The following is a 17,126-nucleotide window of genomic DNA, read 5'->3' on the forward strand; positions in this document are numbered from 1 at the left end:
TAAGAAAAGCCTTGGTCCTCTTTGGCCAGCCGACCCGGTGGGCGCCTGCCGGCGCATTGCTCAGCGGCAGGTCTGGGGGCCCTTGCGCCGGCTTCAAAAGTTTGGTCCAAAAGTTTATTGTCTCTACCAGCATGCGCTCTTGCTTTGGACACAGTTTTCCAAGTGGTCAGCCAGCCCCCACCAGGGCACGGTGGGGGCTGGCTGACCTTAGCGCGACTGCACTAACCCCCTGACATAGTCTTGCAAGGTAGTGGTGCCGCGTAGCGGAGCGGTAGGCAATTCAGCTTGTTGTTCTAGGGTAAGGGCTGTCATCGCGGCCATTGAGTTAGCCGCCTTTTCCGAAAAACCTTGTTTGGTTAGGGAGGGTAGCCATTGGTCACGCGGTATCTCCACGGCCTGCACTGGCTTTGCCAACGCGGTAGCGAAAGCGGCCGCTACGTCGGCCGAAGAATAAGCAGCAGGCCCTTCGACGTAGTGTAAGCCCGTGCGGTCGAGCGGGTCGCGCAGCAAGCGGGTCGCGACCTGCCCAATGTCGTCGGGCGCGACCATTGGCAGCGTAAAGTCGGGCGGATAGAGCGTGAGCACCTGCCCTTGCTGTCGCGCAATGGGGAAGGACATGTCCCAGTTGCTCATGTAGTAGGCTGCCCGGATGATGGTGGTCGGGATGCCAGTGGCCACTAGCCCCTGTTCCAATTCGTAAAGTACCCCCAAATCACCAATCTGGTCTCCCGGCTGTGCGCCGTAGGTCGATTCAGCCACGATTTTCTCGATGCCTGAGCCGGCCAGGGCCGCCAGAATAGCGGCCACACTGCGGCGCTCCTCCGTGGCTGTATCGGTCGCGGGCGGGGCGGGTGGGTTGAGCACAAACAGCCGTTTGCCTCGCTGCAAGACGTGGCGCAGCTGGTCTACCTCGTGCACATCCACGACCGCCACCGTGGCTCCCTGCTGCTGCCACTCGGCTGCTTTATTGGGGTCACGGGTTACAACCGTCACCGCTTCGCCCGCGGCCAACAGGCCCCGCGCCACCGCCGACCCGACATGGCCCGTAGCTCCTAATACAATGTACATCGTGCTGATTAGTAAGAAAGTAAAAAGAACAACCGCCCGTGAGCCGGAGTAGCAGCGCAAACGTACCGGCTGCTTGTGACAAGGGTTTGTCAGGGAGCATCTACTTAGCTGCGCAACGAGGCAAAATAATGAGGGAGCGTGAGCGTATGGGGAGCAAACGCTTCCGTTAGCGGCAGTGGCCGGCCATGGCGGCGGTGAGGCCGGGCGCGGGAATAGCTACTGCTTCGGGCAAAGGGGTTGGGGCGAGTAAGGCACTGGTAGGCAAGGGCGGTAGGAAAAGAAAAGCAGCGGGCGGCGTAGTCTGTCGCTTCACATTAAATAGAAAGTCTCGGCCGCGAGCGGCGTGGGCACCTGCACCTCGCCCAACAGTTGCCGTAGGTTGATTTCAACGGTGCGGGCCAGGGCCGTGACCGGGGTATCGGTGGGCGCGTTGCGGAAGGGGTCCTGCAGCTCGCGGGCGGTGCGCTCGAGTAGGAAAAAGGTAGAGGCCGTAGTCAGCAGCACCGGGATTTCCCAGAGGCCAATGGTCTGGACCAAACCCAGCGAGAGCGTGAGCAGAAACAGGTAGATGAAGAAGTGCACCAGCCGCCGGTAGCTGGCCGGAAACACCGTATTCTTGAGTCGCTCGGCTTGGCCCAGGGCGTCGCAGAGCCGCACCAGCGTGGCATCCAGCTGCACTTGCTGGAAGGCATTCAGGGCACCCTGTTGGTACAATTCTTTGAGCTGGGCAGTGTGCAGGGCCAGCAGGGCCAGCGGCTTATTGGCTTGCAGATGGGTGTAAGCCAGTTCCTTCGTTGGCAGGTAACGGGTAAGTGTAGCAGTGGGGTCGAGGCCGCGCAGCGTTTCCCCCAGGCAGTAGCACCACGCTATCTGGCGGTGAGCTAGTGCCCGCAGCGGGGCCGCCAATAGCTCCTCCGGCACGAAGCCACTGGCTTGGAGCACCAGCGTGCGCGAATCGTTGACGATGGCCCCCCAGATTTTGCGGGCCTCCCACCAACGCTCGTAGGATTGGTTGGTTTTGAAGGCCAGCAGCAGCGAAATCAGGCTGCCCAGGATGGTGGGCAGCTGCAACGGCACGGGCGGCAGGTAGGCCCCCAGGGCCAGCTTCAGAAAGTGAAAGAAGCTGGAAATCAGCAGCACCCGCACCACATCGGGCCAGATGCCCCGAAAGATATAGTGGGCGGGCAGCTTGGTATCGAGCAGCATGGCGGGAATGAGCAGGAACGGCGAACGCTGGCCTACGCGGCCAGCAGCATGTGGCGGGCGGCGGCCTCCGAGTCGAAGCCCGCCAGCTGGCCGTCGGCGACCCGCGCCAGCACCAACTCGGTGGCCAGGTGCCCAAAAAAGTTTTCCGCGAACACCACGGCGTGTCGCCGCAGCCCGGCCTGTTGGGCGCGCGGGTACCAGTCGGTAGCCATCCAGTCGGCCAGCTCTTCCCACATCAGGTGCGATTCGCTGCGGTCGTCGAGGAGCAAGTGGCAGTGGAGGGGCGGCAATTCGTGCAATATCTGTTCGTAGCCGGCCTGGGTCGTGGCGGGGGTTTGCGCTGGGCCCCAACGCGCGTGCAGAAAGTTGTCAACCAAATCGTATTCTAGGACGAGCGCGGGAGATTCGGACAAAAGCCAGTAGCGCATAAGGAAAAACGGGGAAACCGGCCAGCCAAATGGCTGACCGGTAACTGATTAGTAGTGTATTATTTCGAACGTCGGGGGTAGGCGCACCGGCTAAAACGGGTCGGTAACGGCGCTCACGCGGATGAGCTTTTTATTGACAAACTCCTCGATGCCCAGCGCCGCCAGCTCGCGGCCGTAGCCCGAGCCCTTAGTGCCACCAAACGGCAGGTCGGCCTGCGTCCAGGTGGGGTGGTTGATGAAGACCATGCCCGTGTCGAGCTGGTCGGCCACGCGCTGGCCGCGCGCCACGTCCTGCGTGAAGACCGAGCCGCCCAACCCAAACGGCGAGTCGTTGGCCAGTACGATGGCCGCCGCCTCGTCGGCCACCCGGTAAAAAGCCGCCACCGGCCCAAATAGCTCCTCGTAGTACACGGGCATGGCCGGCGTGAGCCCGCCCAGAATGGTGGGCTCCATAAAGGCGCCCGGCCCGGCCACCCGGTGGCCGCCCAGCAGCACCTGCGCGCCATCGTGCACCGCGCGCTGCACCTGCTCGGCCAGCTGCGCGGCGGCGGCTTCGCTGCTCATTGGCCCCAGCTCGGTGGCCGGGTCCATGGGGTCGCCCACCTTCAGCTGGCCGAGTCGGGTTCTGAACTTTTCCAGGAACTCATCGGCTACTTCTTCCACCACGATGAAGCGCTTGGCGGCCACGCAGCACTCGCCGTTGTTGTTGATGCGGCCCACCACGGCCCAGCGCACCGCCTGGTCAATATCGGCATCTTCGAGCACGATAAACGCGTCGCTACCGCCCAGCTCCAGCACCGATTTTTTCAGGTTTTTACCGGCCTCGGCGGCCACGCTGGCCCCGGCCGCCTCACTGCCCGTGAGCGAAACGCCTTTGATGCGCGGGTCGCCGACCAGCGCCGAGGCCCGCGCCCCGCTCAGCAGCAGGTTGGTGTAGAGGCCCGCCGCGGCCCCGGCTTCGTGGAATAGCCGCTCGATGGCGATGGCGCACTGCGGCACGTTGGAAGCGTGCTTTACCAGCACCACGTTGCCAATCATCAGGTTGGGCGCGGCGAAGCGGGCCACCTGGTAAAAGGGAAAATTCCAGGGCTCAACGCCCAGCAGCACGCCCACCGGGCTGGGCCGCACTACGGCCGAGCCCAGCGCCGGGCTCAGTGTTTCGTCGGCCAGAAACTCGGCCCCGTGGCTGGCATAGTAGTCGAAAATATCGGCGCTCAGGCTGATTTCGCCTTCCGCCTGCGCCAGCAGCTTGCCCATTTCCAGGGTGATGAGGGTGGCCAAGGCCCGCTTTTGCGCCCGCAGCCCATCGGCTACGCGGTGCAGCAGCGCGGCCCGGTGGGAGTAGGTCGTGGTTTTCCAGGCCGCGAAGGCCGTGGCCGCCTGGGCTACGGCCGCCTCGATGGCCAGGTCCGTCATTTCCTCAAAGGAGCAGACGACCTGGTTGGTGGCGGGGTTGATGGTTTGAATGGCCATAAAGAGGTAAGGGTAGTTGGCAGCGGCTTACGAGGCGGTTTTTTCCTGCAAGGCTTTCACCAGCTCATCCGAGGCGGCGTCGCTGTAAATGCTGTAGGCGTTGACCAGGGTGCCTTTCAGGTTGAATTTGGGCGATGAGATGGCGTACACTACGGCCTCGTCGTCGGGGTCCGAAGCGCCTTCGAAGCGGTAGTGCCGGTCCACCACAAACTCGTGGGGCGAGAGCAGAATGGCCGAGCGCCGGCCGGCCAGGTACTGGTTGCTCAGGTTAAAATCCTCGGTGTAGCCCTCTTTCTGGAGTTGGGCGAGCACGGCCGAAAGGGTGGTCATCGGTTCCATACGGAGTGGGGGTAAGCGAGCCAACGACGGCGGTTTAACTGCGTAGCCCACGCTGCTTAAAACGCGTGGCCGAAGCAGCATTAGTTGTTGGCGATGGTGACGGCTTGGTGGAGGTGCTCGTCCGTGGTCAGTTGGGCCACCATAAAGGCCGCCAGGTCCGCGCGGGTAATCTGGTGGGCGTTCTCGCCCGTCTCAGCCTCAAAGACACGCACTTGGCCCGTGGCGGGGGCGTCGGTGAGGATGGCGGGGCGCAGAATCACCCAGTCCAACTCGCTCGCCTCGACCGCGCCTTCCATCGCCGTTTTATCCTGGTCGGCGCCGCGCAAAAAAGTCGCGACCAGCAAACGCTCATAAAAGGGCGCATTCGCGATGCTCTCCCCCACGCCCAGCATGGACGTGACCACGAGCCGGCGCACACCGTGGTGCTGCATGGCCGCGATGATGGCGTGGGCGGCGCTCGGTTCGAGGGTCGTGACTTTATAAGGCGTTTTGCCGCCAATCGTGTCCAGCACCGCCTCCTGGCCGAGGACGGCGGCGTCCATTGCGGCGCTATCGGCCGCGTCCCCTTCGACGACGCGCACGTTTGCCGGGGCGGTGTACTCGGTGGCGTGGTGCACGAAGGCGGTGACGTGGTGGCCCGCAGCCACTGCTTGCTCTACTACTGCGCGCCCGGTTTTGCCGGCGGCTCCGATGACTAGCACGTTCATAGTTTCACCCTGATTGGTAAGTTGTCCGGGTAGATTATTCCGCCCGAAGCATTGCCTGACTACCCGCCTACCGCCCGTGGTCGAAATCGATGAGTAGGTCGTTGTCCACGAAGCGTGCGCCCGCATCGTAGGCGTCGTAGGCGGCCGTGTCGCGGTCGAGCCAGGTAGCCACGGTGCCGGTGAGGGTGGCGCGGCCTTTTTCGACCAGCACTTCAATGGCCTGGTTGTGCAGGCTGGCCGACCAGAAATAGCGGTTGCGGATGCGCTCGGCCAGGGCGAAATCGGGGTTAGGGCGCGGCCGAGCGGAGGTCTGGTAGCCGTCAAAATCAGGGCTACCGGGCACAGTAACCCAGTTGTCTAGTTCAGCCACGCCGTTCACGCCCGAAGCCACCGCCCCGGCCTGGACCTGCTCAAAGTGGCTGGTTACCTGCCCGTAGAGGTGGGCCTTGCCGTTGCGCACGTACACGCTGAAGTCATTTAGGCCCACGTAGGGGTCGCGGGCCAGCGCTTCGCGGATGGTCTGGCCGATGTGCAGGTCGGGAATAAAGCGGTTGGTGCGCACTTTCAGCAGGTTATGCACGTCCCACACGCCCACGATGTGACGGGCGTCGCGCTCGGCCTCCTGCTTAGCGCGCAGGTTGGATACCGCGCCGCTCAGCGTGACCACGCCGTTGCGGACCGCCACCAGCGGCTGGTACGACAGCACCCGCGGGTCGTAGCGGAAGGCATCGCGCACGGCCTGCGCAATGTCGGCATCGGAGCGGGCGGCCAGCTTATCGCGCCGCAACTCGGGGCCCAGGGCCCAATAGGCTACCTCTAGGTCGCGGGCCTCCACGCGGGTGGCGCCGGCTTGGTAGGCCGTGGCTTCTACATGAGTTTTTTCGGCCGCCGTGCCCACCGTGCCGCTCAGGTGTACTACCCGGTCAGTGGTGCGCACTTCTACCAGGGCGCTGTTCACCCGAATGTCCCAGGCTAGCAGCTCGCGGATTTGGGTGCTGATTTCGTCGTCCGAATTCTCAATTTTACCCCACTGCACCAGTAAGTTGTCGAATACGAGGCGGCGCACGCCCCGCACACCCCGCCCCACGCGCAGCACCAGCTCTTTCTCGGCCCACGTTTGCACGGTGCCGGTGAGGGTGAGCACCCCATCCGCGGCGGCGGCCTGCACCGGGTAGTTGGTGGTGGCGGGGTCGTCGGCCAGTGCCTGGGTCACTAAGCGCCGCAGCTCCTCGTCGGGCACATCAGGGGTGCTGATGAGCAGCTCGTTGACGACCCCGCGCACGCCGCGCAGGTTCAGGGCAATTTCCTCGGCCCGCTCCCGCGAGAGCAGGTTGTCGGTGATGCCGGTCAGCAGCACGATGCCCTCGTGGGTCACCACGCCAATCAGGTGCGCGGCTACCCCTTTTTTGGTCAGGAAGAACAGCTCGATGGCGGCCGTGATGTCGGCATCGGCCACGTGCTCAAGGGTCTGTTCAAAAGTTTCGAGGGTCTGCATGGTGCGAACTGGAAGGGAAGAGAAATGCAGGGACTTGGCGCCGCCCGCAGCGAGTGGGGCGGCGCCAGCAAAATTCGCCGTTCCCTCCCGCCCTTATCCTGACGATAATCCTTGGAAAGGATGACGTTTGTCAAGCAGGCCCCCACCCCCACCCTAGGCCCGCACAAACCACTCGACCGGCCGGCGCGGGGTCACGGGCGCGGCGTAGCTTTCGACGTAGCCCAGGCGCAGCACGAACTGCACGGGCGCGCCCAGGCCCAGGCGCTGGCCCAGGCCAGCGGGGCCGGGGGCTTCCTCCAGCACCTGCGTCATAGGGTGGATGGCGATGTTCAAGGCCTTCGCCCGCAGCCAGATGCGGGCCAGCCGCCGGCCGGTAGCCAGCAGCGCGGGCACCGACTCGTCGGGGCTGGTGAGCACGAGCCAGCCGCCGTGCGTGGCCAGCTGGTCGGCCACTTGCGCGAGCCCGCGCCGCCGAAAATCGGGCGTGAGCACGCGGGCGCTGTCGTAGAAATGCCGCACCAGCCAGCCAGCGGGGCCACTGATGCCCATGCCGCTGGCGGTGAGGCCGTCGCGGTGGCGCTGCACGGCGGCGGGCCCCCAGCGCACCCAGTGGGCCAGTTCGCGCTGGGCCGGGTCGTGGGCGGTTTGGCGCTGGTTGGCCGTCAGCGTGGCGGTGGTGAGGTAAGTGCCCAACTCGGAGGTGGGGGGCAGGAAGTGGCAGTGCGCGGCCTCATTGGCGACCAGCCGCTGCACATCAGCGGGCTGAATGGGCACGGCCGAAAACCCCGTGCGCAGGGTGCGCCGGCCCAGCAGCGCCGTGAGGTCGGGGTAGGCGGGGCCGGGGCGGCGTTCGAGTTGCACTGCCAGCACGTCGGCGGCCTGGCAGGTAGTGGCCAGCACCCGCCAGCGGCACTGGTAGCCGAAGTGGGCGGCGGCGTATTCCATGCTTTGGGCAAAAGCGCCCAGCGAGAGCATGGTTTCGCGCTGGGTAGGGTCTACCATCGGCAGCCAGCCGCGCGGGTCGTTGCCGATAACCCAGTGGTAGGGCCCCCGCAGGCGCACCGTCCAGGGCTGGGTATTGTGGCCGCTGGGCGCCAGCGAAGCCAGGTATAACATCCGGCGCGCATCGGCGGGCAGCTGGGCCGGGGAGAGCGGACTAGCGGGCGCATCTGCCTGACGCTGGGCCGTGCGGGCGGCGGCTTGGTCCCAGGCGTAGTATCCCAGCAGGCCGGTGCCAGCAGCTGCCGCAGCGGCTACCGGCAAGAAGTGGCGACGGTTCATTTTCAGGCGGTGGCTTACAGCGCGGTTTGCTCGTGGCTCAGGTCGTAGACATTGCCGCCGTCGGTGCGATGGTCGGGCGCGGGCGGCGTGGGGGCGGCGGACGGGTGGCCGTAGTCGCCGTAGCGAGGCGTGCCCGCGTGAGCTGTGGCGGCCAGCTCAGGGGTAGCAGACTGTCTGGCACCGGGCACAGGAGCGGGCATGGGCAATGGTTTCTTTTTCATGACGAAAGGGGAAAATGGCAAGTGAATAATCGGAGAGATAGGCAAAACGCTGGCTCCTTTAAGAAGCCGGGCTGAGCCCAGTGAGCACTACGCTGGCGTACTCGGCCGCAGTGGCAGGGCTGGCCGGCGCGGCCACGGGCACCGGCACGGCCGCCGTGGGCAGCACCAGTACCGGCACGGGGCAGTCGGCCAGTAGCCGCGCCGTCACGCTGCGGTGAAACAGCTCGCCCAGGTAGCTGCGCTGGCGGGCAAACACCACCACTAGGTCGGCCTGAGTATCGCGCACGGCGGCCAGCACGCCCTCCGCGTAATTGTCTTCTACATAACCTCTTACCTCGGGGGTAGGCAGCCCATCCACCAAGCCGCTATCCTGCACGGCGCGCAGGGCCGCCGCGCAGCCCAAGTCATCCTCCACGCCGCCCGAAACGTGGGCCACCACCAGCTCGGTACCAGGCAGGGCCAGCAGCGCGTGCAGGGAGCGGGCGGCCGGCGCCAGGGCGAAAGCTTCGCGGTCGGCGGCCAGCAGGATGCGGCGCGGGGCCTGGTCGGCCGGGGCGTGGGCGGGCACTATCAATAGCGCGTGCTGGCCGGCGCGCAGCAGCTCGGCGCAGTCGGCCAGCACGCTAGCGGCCGGAAGCTCCGGGTTGGGCTGGCTGAGCACGAACAAGGCCGGGTGGTAGCCGGTGGCCAGGTCGCGGGCAATGGCGGGCAGCAGGTCGGTGGTGACGACCACGGTGGCGGGCGTGCGCAGCTCGGCGGCCTGCCGGTGCAGGGCGGCCGTGGTGTCGGCTTCGGTGGCCAGCTCGGCCTGGCGGAAGCGCTGGCCCACTATTTTATACGGGTCGAACAGCGCGGCGCGGTTGACGTGCAGCAGCACGAGTTTGCCACCTAGGGCTTGGCCCAGCGTATCGGCGTAGCGCTCGGCGTGGCGGGCGGCGGCGTAGAAGCCGGCAAAAACAACGAGGGTAAGGGCCATGGTGGGAAAAATTGACGAAGGAATGGGAGTAGAAAAAGTATCATTCCGCCACGGGGCTTAGCTGGGCCGCGAGCAGCAGCACGGGCACCTGCGAGTAGCGAATAACATCGGCGATAACGCTGCTATTGAACACTTTATGCGCCCAACCGTGACCCTGGTCGAGCAGTGCCACCAGGTCGGCTTCCAGCTCATCGGCGGCCAGCCAGATGCCCGACGCCGGGCGCGCGTCCACCACCTTGCGCAGCTCGGCCTGGGCCAGCGCCGAGGCCAGGCCGCACTGCCGGGCCGCGCGCAGCCCGGCCTGACCATCGGTGGGCTCGTCGGGCGACACGACGGTAGCCACGAACGCCTGGCACCCCAAAATGTCAAACTGTGGCCCCAGCCGCCGCGCCTCGGGCGAGAGCTGAAAGGACCGGTCCTCCACGGCCAGCAGCAGGCGGCGCGGCGGGTGCAGGTCGGCCGGGGGCAGGTTTTCGGGCACTAGCAGCAGGGGGTAGCCCGTCTGGTGGGCCAGGGGCAAGGGGCGGTTACTAATCCACTCGTTGAAGGGGCCATCCGTGGCGGTGAGGCCCGCAACTAGCAGCAGGGGCTGGTACTCGGCCAGCACCTGCGCCACGGCACCCGCCCAGTCGGCCTCCACTACCTGCGTGGTGGCTGGCAGGGGCAGCTCGCTGGCTTTTTGCTGAAGCAGCCAGCTGTCTTCCTGCACGAGCCCTCGCATGGCGGCGTGCATGGCCACCGCCATGCGGGGGCTGGTGAAAGGCATCGAAAACACGTGCACCAGGTGCAGCGCAGCCCCCAGCGGGGCGGCCAGCGCGGCGGCGTAGGCGCAGGCCCGGTCACCGGCGGGCGAAAAATCGGTGAGCACAACGAGGGTGGGCTGCATAACCAAGGGGGTAAGGCAGTAGCACCAGCCGGCACAGGCGGATGCTGCTCAAATAATTGATTAGGCCGGCATGAGCGCGGCGGGTTTCGGCAGCGACGGGGCCACCGGCGCGGGCCGGGGGACAGCCATAGAAGTAGCACGCCGACGCAGGATGAGCTTCTGCAGCTCGACCGCCCAGAACACCAGGCTGGACACGGCCAGCGTAATGCCCAGTTCGGCCACCGTGAGGCGCTGGGTGCTAAACAGGCGGTTGCCGAACGGCACGTAGAGGATGAGCAGGTGCAGTACTACCGTGACGGCCACCGCCCCCAGCATGGGCTTGTTGGAAAGCAGCCCGATGCTGAAAATGGACTCGCGCCGCGAGCGGATGGCCAGTGCCAGCCCCAACTGGCTGAAGCAGAGCACGGTGAAGGCCATCGTCTGCCAGTGGGGCAGGCCCTGCTGGATGGACCAGGCCTGCATAGCGATAGTGAGGCCACCCACCAGCAGCCCCACGCCCATAATGAACCAGCCCAGGCCATCGGCGAAAATGGTCTGGCGTGGGTCCACGGGCGGGCGCTGCATGCTGTTTTTCTCCGAGGGCTCGTAGGCTAACGCCAGGCCGGGCAGCCCGTCGGTTATCAGGTTAATCCACAGAATGTGAATGGCCAGCAGCGTAATGGGCAAGCCCAGCAGCGGGGCAAAAAACAGGGTCGTGATTTCGCCTACGCTACCGGCCAGGATGTAGCGGATGAACTTGAGGATGTTATCGTAAATCCGCCGGCCGTGCTTCACCGCCTCCACGATGGTGGCAAAGTCGTCATCGAGCAAAATCATGGCCGCCGCCTCCTTGGCCACCTCCGTGCCGTTGATGCCCATGGCAATGCCGATATCGGCGTTTTTGAGGGCCGGCGCGTCGTTCACCCCGTCGCCGGTCATGGCCACAAACTGGTGCTTGGCTTGCAACGCACTGATAATGCGCAGTTTCTGGGCCGGGTCTACGCGGGCGTACACCCGCACCTTTTCCACCACGGCGGCGAAGGCGGGCTCATCCAGCGCCGTCAACTCCGGGCCGGTCAGTACTAATTCTTCTTGGGAAGAAATAATGCCGAGCTTCTCGGCAATGGCTTTGGCGGTGAGCTTGTGGTCGCCGGTAATCATGACGGGGATGATGCCGGCCGCCTTGCACTCGGCCACCGCCTGCCGGGCTTCCTCCCTAGGTGGGTCAATGAGGCTGGCGAAACCCAGGAAGGTGAGGTCGTTTTCGATGGCGGCCGGGGTGAGGTCGGTGGGCAGTTCGGGCAGCATTTTGGCCCCGTAGGCCAGCACGCGGTAGCCCTGCGTGGCCTGCGCATCCACGCGCCGGGTGAGGTCGGCCACACTACCCTGCTGACTGTCGGTAAGCTGCTGATAGAGCGAGCCGGCGGCCCCTTTGGTGAGCACCAGCACGCCGTCCGGGGTTTGGTGCAGGGTCGTCATGCACTTGCGTTCGGAGTCGAACGGCAGCTCGGCCAGGCGCGGGAACTGCGCTTCCAGGGCGGGGCGGGCGTAGTCTTTCTCCGCCGCGTACCGCGCCAGCGCTACCTCGGTCGAGTCGCCCACCCACTTATCGTCGGGGCCATTGCTGGCGTCGGTGTTCAGGGCCAGGGCCGTTAGCAGCGCGTTGCGGTCGGCCAGCCCGGCGAGCTGCACGGCTGGCACTTCGTAGAGGTCCTCCACCGTCATCTGGTTGAGGGTGAGCGTGCCCGTCTTGTCGGTGCAGATGTAGGTGACCGAGCCCAGCGTTTCCACGGCCGGCAGCTTGCGCATCAGGGCGTGGCTTTTCATGAGCCGGCCGGCCCCCAGTGCCAGCGAGATGGTGACCAGCGCGGGCAGGGCCTCGGGCAGCGCCGCAATGGCCAGCGAAATGGCCACCAGCAGCAGGTTTTCCCAGGGCTCGCCCCGCAGGCAGCCGATTCCAAAAAAAAGGGCTCCCACCGCCAGCGCGGCCACCGACAGGCGCTTGCCCAGCGTGCCCAGCCGCTTTTGCAGCGGCGTGATGACTTCGGCCGTTTGGATGAGAGCGGCGATTTTGCCCAGCTCGGTGCGCATGCCGGTGGCCACCACGTAGGCCGTGGCCCGGCCGTTGGTCACGGACGTGCCCTTGTAGCCCAGGTTCAGGCGGTCGCCGAGCGGGTACTCGCCGGGGGGCAGGGCGTCCACGGTTTTCTCCACGTTGCTGGATTCGCCGGTCAGCGACGACTCGTCCACTTTCAGGGCGTGGGTTTCCAGGAAGCGCACGTCGGCGGGAATCACGTTGCCGGCTTCGAGCAGCACCACGTCGCCGGGCACTAGCTCGGAGGTGGGCACCTGCTGGGCCTGGCCATTGCGCAGTACTTGGGCGTGGCTGGCCGCCATCTTTTGCAGGGCTTCGAGGGCCTTGTCGGCCCGGAACTCCTGCACGAAGCCAATCACGGCATTCAGCACCACGATGGCCAGGATGACGTAGGCCGACTTGGCCTCGCCGATGAGCACCGACACCCCGGCGGCAGCCAGTAGTACCAGAATCATCACGTCGGCCAGCTGGTGCAACAGCAGCTGCCAGATGGTTTTCTGGTGCGTGTCAGCCAGCTGGTTGGGGCCGTGCTCGGCCAGCCGCTGCCGGGCGGTGGCGGCGTCGAGGCCGGTGGGGGCAGTGGCCAGCTCGCGGGCCACGTCGGCCACTGGGGCAAGGTAATAGTCCATAAATTGAGGGGGCGGGTGGCCGGGGAAGGGCAGCGGGGAGCAGCTCGCTCGCTTCGTCCGCACGATGGAGGTGTACTGCGCCACGCGAACTGTTTCCTTCGTCCGCCTGACCTTTCCTGGGCCAGCGCAAGCCTCCTAAGTTGTTACGCTGCAAGGTTCCGGCAAGTACCCGCTCCGGCCCATGACAAAAATCAGGAGCCGGCCTGACGATAGTCAGGACCGTGCAGCGGGCGCTGGCGGAACCTTTGCTAAACCCCGCCGGCCAGCTCCCATGCTGGCCGGCGGGGTTTCTCCCCCACTTTTTAGTTTACCGACTATGACACCCGAAACCCCCAAAAACAAAACTGGTAAAGTATTGCTCACCGCCCTCGCCGGAGCTGGCCTAGGGGCCTTTGCCGGAGTCCTGCTCTACTCCCAAAAAGGCATCGAGCGCCGCCGCAAATTCCGCAACCTGCGCGTGGACCACCGCCTGCGCCTGCGCGGCGACTGGAACCAGCTCAAGGGCAAACTCAAACACACCTACACCCAGCTCACCGACGAAGACCTGACCTACGTGGAGGGCCAGGGCCACGAGCTGGTGGCCCGCCTGCAAGCCAAGCTGGGCAAGCGCAAGCGCCAGATTGTGAAGATGCTGAACGCCTTGTAACCTACCCGCCCCGAGCCAGGGCCGGCCTGCTGGCCCTACCTTACGGCCAGTAAAAATGCCCTCAACGCAAGGTGAGGGCATTTTTCATGTTCTGAGCTGGCACTTCGGGCTCGCTACCTATCACCTCAGCGAGCGGCGCAGCAATTGCGCGTTTAGGGCCACGATGACGGTGCTCGCGCTCATGAGCACCGCGCCCATGGCGGGGCTTAGCACGAAGTGCGGGTAGAGCACTCCGGCCGCCAGCGGCAGGGCAATGACGTTGTAGCCCGTGGCCCAGAACAGGTTCTGGCGCATCTTACTATAAGTGGCTTTGCCGAACTCCACGAGGTTGGTGATGTCGGTGGGCCGGCTGTTGACCAGGATGATGTCGGCGGTTTCGGCCGCGATGTCGGTGCCCGAGCCCACGGCGATGCCTACGTTGGCCTGCGCCAGGGCCGGGGCGTCGTTCACCCCGTCGCCGGTCATGGCCACGAACTGGCCCTGGGCCTGCAAGTCTTTGACGATTTTGACTTTCTGGTCGGGCAGCACCTGGGCGTACACGCCGTCGAGGTCCAGCTCTTTCGCCACCGCATCGGCCACTTGCTGGTTGTCGCCGGTCGCCATGTACACCTTGATGCCCTGGGCCTTGAGGCGCTGCACGGCCTCTTTCGAGTCGGGGCGGAGGCGGTCGGCCAGGGCCACGTAGCCAGCCAGCTGGCCATCGAGCAGCACAAAAACTACCGTTTCGGCCGCGTTGCCGCTGGCGTCCGGGGGTAGGGCAATGTGCTGCGCTTCGACGTAGCCGGGGCTGGCCACCACCACCGCCTGGCCGGCCACCGTGGCCGTTATACCCTTGCCTGGCAGCGAGTTGAAGTCCTGCACGACGGGCAGGATAAGGCCCCGCGTGTGGGCTTCGCGCACGATGCCCTGGGCAATGGGGTGCTGCGACTGCTGCTCCAGGGCGGCGGCCAGACCCAGCAGGCTGGCTTCGTCGAGGCCGGCGGCCAGTGCTTTTACACGGGTCACGCCAAAATTGCCTTCGGTCAACGTGCCGGTTTTATCGAATACCAGGGCCGTGATGTTGCGGGCTTCCTCGAAGGCCGTGCGGTTGCGAACCAGCAAACCCTTGCGGGCCGAGATGGACGTGGAAATGGCCACCACTAGCGGAATGGCCACGCCCAGCGCGTGGGGGCAGGCCGTGACCATCACCGTGACCATGCGCTCGATGGCAAACGCCGCGCCCTTGCCCAGCCACAGCCAGACGGCCAGCGTGCCCAGGCCCCCCAGCAGCGACACGGCCGTGAGCCAGCCGGCGGCGCGGTCGGCCAGGGTTTGGGTCTGCGACTTGGTTTGCTGGGCCTCGGATACCATCTTCACTACTTTGCTCAGGTAGCTGTCCGCGCCCTGGTGCGTGACCCGGATGGTGAGCGCGCCTTCGCCGTTCACGGACCCGGCGATGACCTTAGCGGCGGTCTCCTTCGGTACCGGCACACTCTCGCCCGTGAGCATACTTTCGTTCACGGCACTGCGGCCGGCCGTCACTTCGCCGTCAGTGGGAATTCGCTCACCGGGCCGCACCAGCACTAGGTCCCCGACGACCAGGGCCGCGACTTTCACCTCGTTAATTTTATCGCCCTGCTTTTGATGGGCCTCGGCCGGGAGTAGTTGCACCAGCAGCTCCAGCGCGCGCGAGGCCCCGGCCACGGACCGCATTTCCAGGTAGTGGCCCAGCAGCATAATGTCAATGAGGGTAGCCAGCTCCAGAAACAGGTCCATGCCCCGCAGCCAGCCCACGGCCACGGCCACGCTGTAGCCGTAGGCCACGCTGATGGCCACCGCCACCAGCGTCATCATGCCCGGCTGCCGGCTGCGCAGCTCCCCCACCGTGCCGCTGAGAAACGGCCAGCCGCCGTAGCCATAAATGGCCGTGGCTAGCCCCAGCAGCACCGGCGTGCTGTAGGGGAAAGTGATGTGGTAGCCCACCAGCTGCTGCAACATCGTCGACCCGGCGACAAGGGGCACCGATAGCGCCAGGCACACCCAGAACCGGCGCAGGAAGTCGGCAATCATGGCCCCGTGGTCGTGCCCGGCCATTTTGCTGTGGTCCATCGGGCCGTGGTCCATCGGCATGGGGATAGTGCTTGCCAACGCCGCGCGTAACCCGTGGCCGGCTTGGGCATTCCCTTTGGTAATTTCCATGATGAGCAGCGAGTAGGAGGTAGAGAAAGGCGCAGTTATTCCGCGCGGGCCGGTGGCGAGCGCCACTCACGTGGCCAGGCGGTAGGCCATCAGCCCCACACCCACAGCGTAGAGCCAGGTAAAAATTAGTTTGTTATGCCGCGCCAAGCCATTAGGCAGGAAAATATCAAAGTTGTCTTTCTGAGAATCAGAATACTGCCGGGCCAGCACCGTCAAGGGGCAATGCCGGTCAAAGAGCATTAAGCCGGTCAAAGAGCATTAATACGAGACCCTCCCCTACGACCAGTTCGATAGCAACCCAGGTGTACCTAGTCAGTCGGTCGGCCAAGCCGCTGTGCAGGATGTAAAAAACAGCGACCACAAAAAAGGCCTATACTAACGTGTGCAGTAGCTTGATTAGCAACAGCTCTCAGTCACTGCTCATACGTGCGCCGCCAGCGCCTCCCCTGCCCCCACCGCCGCCCGATTGCTCGCCACCCGGTCGAGCAACGCTTGCTGGGCGGCAGTCACGTTGGCTGCCTGGCCACCCCAGGCCTCCAGCGCCGGCTGGTGCAGCGCCCGGCCAAAGGAGAACGTGAGCGCCCACGGTAGCCGCTCACCGCACGCGTGCATGGACGCCAGGTGACGCGTCGCCTGCTCGGGCGACTGCCCGCCCGACAAAAACGCCACGCCCGGCACGGCCGCTGGCACCGTGCGCCGTAAGCAGGCCAGGGTTGCCTCGGCTACCTGCGCAGTGGTGGGCTGCTTGGGGCAATCGACGCCCGCCAGTACCATACTGGGCTTCAGTAATATTCCTTCCAGGGCCACACCCTGGGTGCGCAGCTGGGCGAATACTTCGTGCAGCACGTCCTCCGTCACGGCCGCGCACTGAGCCAGGGAGTGCGGGCCGGTGAGCAGCACTTCGGGCTCCACGATGGGCACCAGGCCGGCCGCCTGGCACAGGGCGGCGTAGCGGGCCAGCGCGTGGGCATTGGCCGCTACACAAGCCCGGCTGGGCCGGTCGGAGCCGATGGCCAGCACCGCCCGCCACTTGGCAAAGCGCGCCCCTAGCCCCGCGTATTCGGCCAGGCGGGCGCGCAGGCCGTCGAGGCCGTCGGTCACCAGCTCGCCCGGAAAGCCAGCCAGCTCATGCGCGCCCAAGTCTACTTTGATGCCCGCAATAATGCCCGCCTGCTGCAACACTGCCACGAAGGAAACGCCCGCCAGCGTGTGCTGCCGGATGGTTTCATCAAACAGAATGGCCCCGCTGATGCCCTCACCCAGGCCCGGCGTGGTCACCAGCAGCTCGCGGTAGGCACGGCGGGCCTCCACCGTTTCGGGGATGCCCAGGGCGGCGAAGCGGGCGTTGCAGGTGCCGGTGCTTTCGTCCATCGCCAGCAGGCCTTTGCCGGGGGCTACCAGTGCCTGAGCAGTGGCAATTAAGGAATTTATATTCATTATGTTACGCTTTCCACTGCCAGTTGCGCACCTCGGGCATGTCCTCGCCGTGGGTGGTGATGTACTGGCGGTGCTCCACCAG

At 65.4% G+C, this 17,126-nt stretch carries 16 protein-coding genes; 1 reads left to right on the forward strand and 15 read right to left on the reverse strand.

Features of this window, described 5'->3' with window-relative positions:
• Window positions 1-207: 207 nt before the first annotated feature.
• From ACYVGC_RS23045 to ACYVGC_RS23100, 12 genes are all read right to left on the reverse strand, one after another.
• Window positions 208-1,068 (reverse strand): Rossmann-fold NAD(P)-binding domain-containing protein, encoded by an 861-nt coding sequence (locus ACYVGC_RS23045; RefSeq protein ID WP_460586195.1) that lies wholly within the window; start codon window positions 1,066-1,068, stop codon window positions 208-210.
• 309 nt (window positions 1,069-1,377) lie between these two features.
• Window positions 1,378-2,274, reverse strand: coding sequence for a bestrophin family protein (locus ACYVGC_RS23050; RefSeq protein ID WP_460586196.1), 897 nt, complete (start codon window positions 2,272-2,274; stop codon window positions 1,378-1,380).
• A 32-nt stretch (window positions 2,275-2,306) separates the two neighbouring features.
• Window positions 2,307-2,687, reverse strand: a complete 381-nt coding sequence (locus ACYVGC_RS23055) for a hypothetical protein (RefSeq protein WP_460586197.1) — start codon at window positions 2,685-2,687, stop codon at window positions 2,307-2,309.
• Window positions 2,688-2,792: 105 nt separating this feature from the next.
• The gene (locus ACYVGC_RS23060) at window positions 2,793-4,175 is read right to left on the reverse strand and encodes an NAD-dependent succinate-semialdehyde dehydrogenase (RefSeq protein WP_460586198.1); all 1,383 of its coding nucleotides are present in this window, start codon (window positions 4,173-4,175) and stop codon (window positions 2,793-2,795) included.
• A gap of 27 nt (window positions 4,176-4,202) precedes the next feature.
• On the reverse strand, window positions 4,203-4,514 hold the full coding sequence (locus ACYVGC_RS23065) for a phosphoribosylpyrophosphate synthetase (protein ID WP_460586199.1): 312 nt from the start codon (window positions 4,512-4,514) through the stop codon (window positions 4,203-4,205).
• An 80-nt stretch (window positions 4,515-4,594) separates the two neighbouring features.
• A complete protein-coding gene (locus ACYVGC_RS23070; RefSeq protein ID WP_460586200.1) occupies window positions 4,595-5,215 on the reverse strand; it encodes an NAD(P)-dependent oxidoreductase in 621 nt (206 codons plus the stop codon).
• A gap of 73 nt (window positions 5,216-5,288) precedes the next feature.
• Complete coding sequence (locus ACYVGC_RS23075; RefSeq protein WP_460586201.1) at window positions 5,289-6,716, reverse strand: BON domain-containing protein; 1,428 nt, start codon at window positions 6,714-6,716, stop codon at window positions 5,289-5,291.
• Between the two features lie 153 nt (window positions 6,717-6,869).
• On the reverse strand, window positions 6,870-7,997 hold the full coding sequence (locus ACYVGC_RS23080; RefSeq protein ID WP_460586202.1) for a nitroreductase family protein: 1,128 nt from the start codon (window positions 7,995-7,997) through the stop codon (window positions 6,870-6,872).
• Between the two features lie 14 nt (window positions 7,998-8,011).
• Complete coding sequence (locus ACYVGC_RS23085; protein ID WP_460586203.1) at window positions 8,012-8,218, reverse strand: hypothetical protein; 207 nt, start codon at window positions 8,216-8,218, stop codon at window positions 8,012-8,014.
• A gap of 58 nt (window positions 8,219-8,276) precedes the next feature.
• Window positions 8,277-9,194: a universal stress protein gene (locus ACYVGC_RS23090; protein WP_460586204.1), complete on the reverse strand. Its 918-nt coding sequence runs from the start codon at window positions 9,192-9,194 to the stop codon at window positions 8,277-8,279.
• Window positions 9,195-9,234: 40 nt separating this feature from the next.
• Window positions 9,235-10,080: a universal stress protein gene (locus ACYVGC_RS23095; RefSeq protein ID WP_460586205.1), complete on the reverse strand. Its 846-nt coding sequence runs from the start codon at window positions 10,078-10,080 to the stop codon at window positions 9,235-9,237.
• A gap of 60 nt (window positions 10,081-10,140) precedes the next feature.
• Window positions 10,141-12,783 carry a cation-translocating P-type ATPase gene (locus ACYVGC_RS23100; protein ID WP_460586206.1) on the reverse strand — a complete coding sequence of 881 codons (2,643 nt, stop codon included), beginning with the start codon at window positions 12,781-12,783 and terminating at the stop codon, window positions 10,141-10,143.
• 316 nt (window positions 12,784-13,099) lie between these two features.
• Here ACYVGC_RS23100 and ACYVGC_RS23105 point away from each other — a divergent pair, with 316 nt between their 5' ends.
• Entirely contained in the window at window positions 13,100-13,429 is a 330-nt protein-coding gene (locus ACYVGC_RS23105; protein ID WP_460586207.1) for a CsbD family protein, read from the forward strand.
• 120 nt (window positions 13,430-13,549) lie between these two features.
• Here ACYVGC_RS23105 and ACYVGC_RS23110 read toward each other — a convergent pair whose 3' ends face one another.
• The 3 genes from ACYVGC_RS23110 to ACYVGC_RS23120 all read right to left on the reverse strand — a co-directional run bounded on the left by ACYVGC_RS23110 (window position 13,550) and on the right by ACYVGC_RS23120 (window position 17,044).
• Window positions 13,550-15,538 carry a heavy metal translocating P-type ATPase gene (locus tag ACYVGC_RS23110; RefSeq protein WP_460586211.1) on the reverse strand — a complete coding sequence of 663 codons (1,989 nt, stop codon included), beginning with the start codon at window positions 15,536-15,538 and terminating at the stop codon, window positions 13,550-13,552.
• Window positions 15,539-15,673: 135 nt separating this feature from the next.
• The gene (locus tag ACYVGC_RS23115; protein WP_460586208.1) at window positions 15,674-15,847 is read right to left on the reverse strand and encodes a hypothetical protein; all 174 of its coding nucleotides are present in this window, start codon (window positions 15,845-15,847) and stop codon (window positions 15,674-15,676) included.
• A 180-nt stretch (window positions 15,848-16,027) separates the two neighbouring features.
• A complete protein-coding gene (locus ACYVGC_RS23120) occupies window positions 16,028-17,044 on the reverse strand; it encodes a fructose-bisphosphate aldolase (RefSeq protein WP_460586209.1) in 1,017 nt (338 codons plus the stop codon).
• Window positions 17,045-17,126: the final 82 nt, after the last annotated feature.

The organism is Hymenobacter arcticus (genome assembly GCF_054779975.1).

What these genes read in the sequence shown, in the direction of transcription:
- ACYVGC_RS23085 (WP_460586203.1), bottom strand. Translation starts at nt 8,218, where the DNA reads ATGAAAAAGAAACCATTGCCCATGCCCGCTCCTGTGCCCGGTGCCAGA.
- ACYVGC_RS23045 (WP_460586195.1), bottom strand. Translation starts at nt 1,068, where the DNA reads ATGTACATTGTATTAGGAGCTACGGGCCATGTCGGGTCGGCGGTGGCG.
- ACYVGC_RS23090 (WP_460586204.1), bottom strand. Translation starts at nt 9,194, where the DNA reads ATGGCCCTTACCCTCGTTGTTTTTGCCGGCTTCTACGCCGCCGCCCGC.
- ACYVGC_RS23095 (WP_460586205.1), bottom strand. Translation starts at nt 10,080, where the DNA reads ATGCAGCCCACCCTCGTTGTGCTCACCGATTTTTCGCCCGCCGGTGAC.
- ACYVGC_RS23105 (WP_460586207.1), top strand. Translation starts at nt 13,100, where the DNA reads ATGACACCCGAAACCCCCAAAAACAAAACTGGTAAAGTATTGCTCACC.
- ACYVGC_RS23100 (WP_460586206.1), bottom strand. Translation starts at nt 12,783, where the DNA reads ATGGACTATTACCTTGCCCCAGTGGCCGACGTGGCCCGCGAGCTGGCC.
- ACYVGC_RS23060 (WP_460586198.1), bottom strand. Translation starts at nt 4,175, where the DNA reads ATGGCCATTCAAACCATCAACCCCGCCACCAACCAGGTCGTCTGCTCC.
- ACYVGC_RS23075 (WP_460586201.1), bottom strand. Translation starts at nt 6,716, where the DNA reads ATGCAGACCCTCGAAACTTTTGAACAGACCCTTGAGCACGTGGCCGAT.
- ACYVGC_RS23115 (WP_460586208.1), bottom strand. Translation starts at nt 15,847, where the DNA reads ATGCTCTTTGACCGGCATTGCCCCTTGACGGTGCTGGCCCGGCAGTAT.
- ACYVGC_RS23110 (WP_460586211.1), bottom strand. Translation starts at nt 15,538, where the DNA reads ATGCCGATGGACCACGGCCCGATGGACCACAGCAAAATGGCCGGGCAC.
- ACYVGC_RS23065 (WP_460586199.1), bottom strand. Translation starts at nt 4,514, where the DNA reads ATGGAACCGATGACCACCCTTTCGGCCGTGCTCGCCCAACTCCAGAAA.
- ACYVGC_RS23120 (WP_460586209.1), bottom strand. Translation starts at nt 17,044, where the DNA reads ATGAATATAAATTCCTTAATTGCCACTGCTCAGGCACTGGTAGCCCCC.
- ACYVGC_RS23050 (WP_460586196.1), bottom strand. Translation starts at nt 2,274, where the DNA reads ATGCTGCTCGATACCAAGCTGCCCGCCCACTATATCTTTCGGGGCATC.
- ACYVGC_RS23080 (WP_460586202.1), bottom strand. Translation starts at nt 7,997, where the DNA reads ATGAACCGTCGCCACTTCTTGCCGGTAGCCGCTGCGGCAGCTGCTGGC.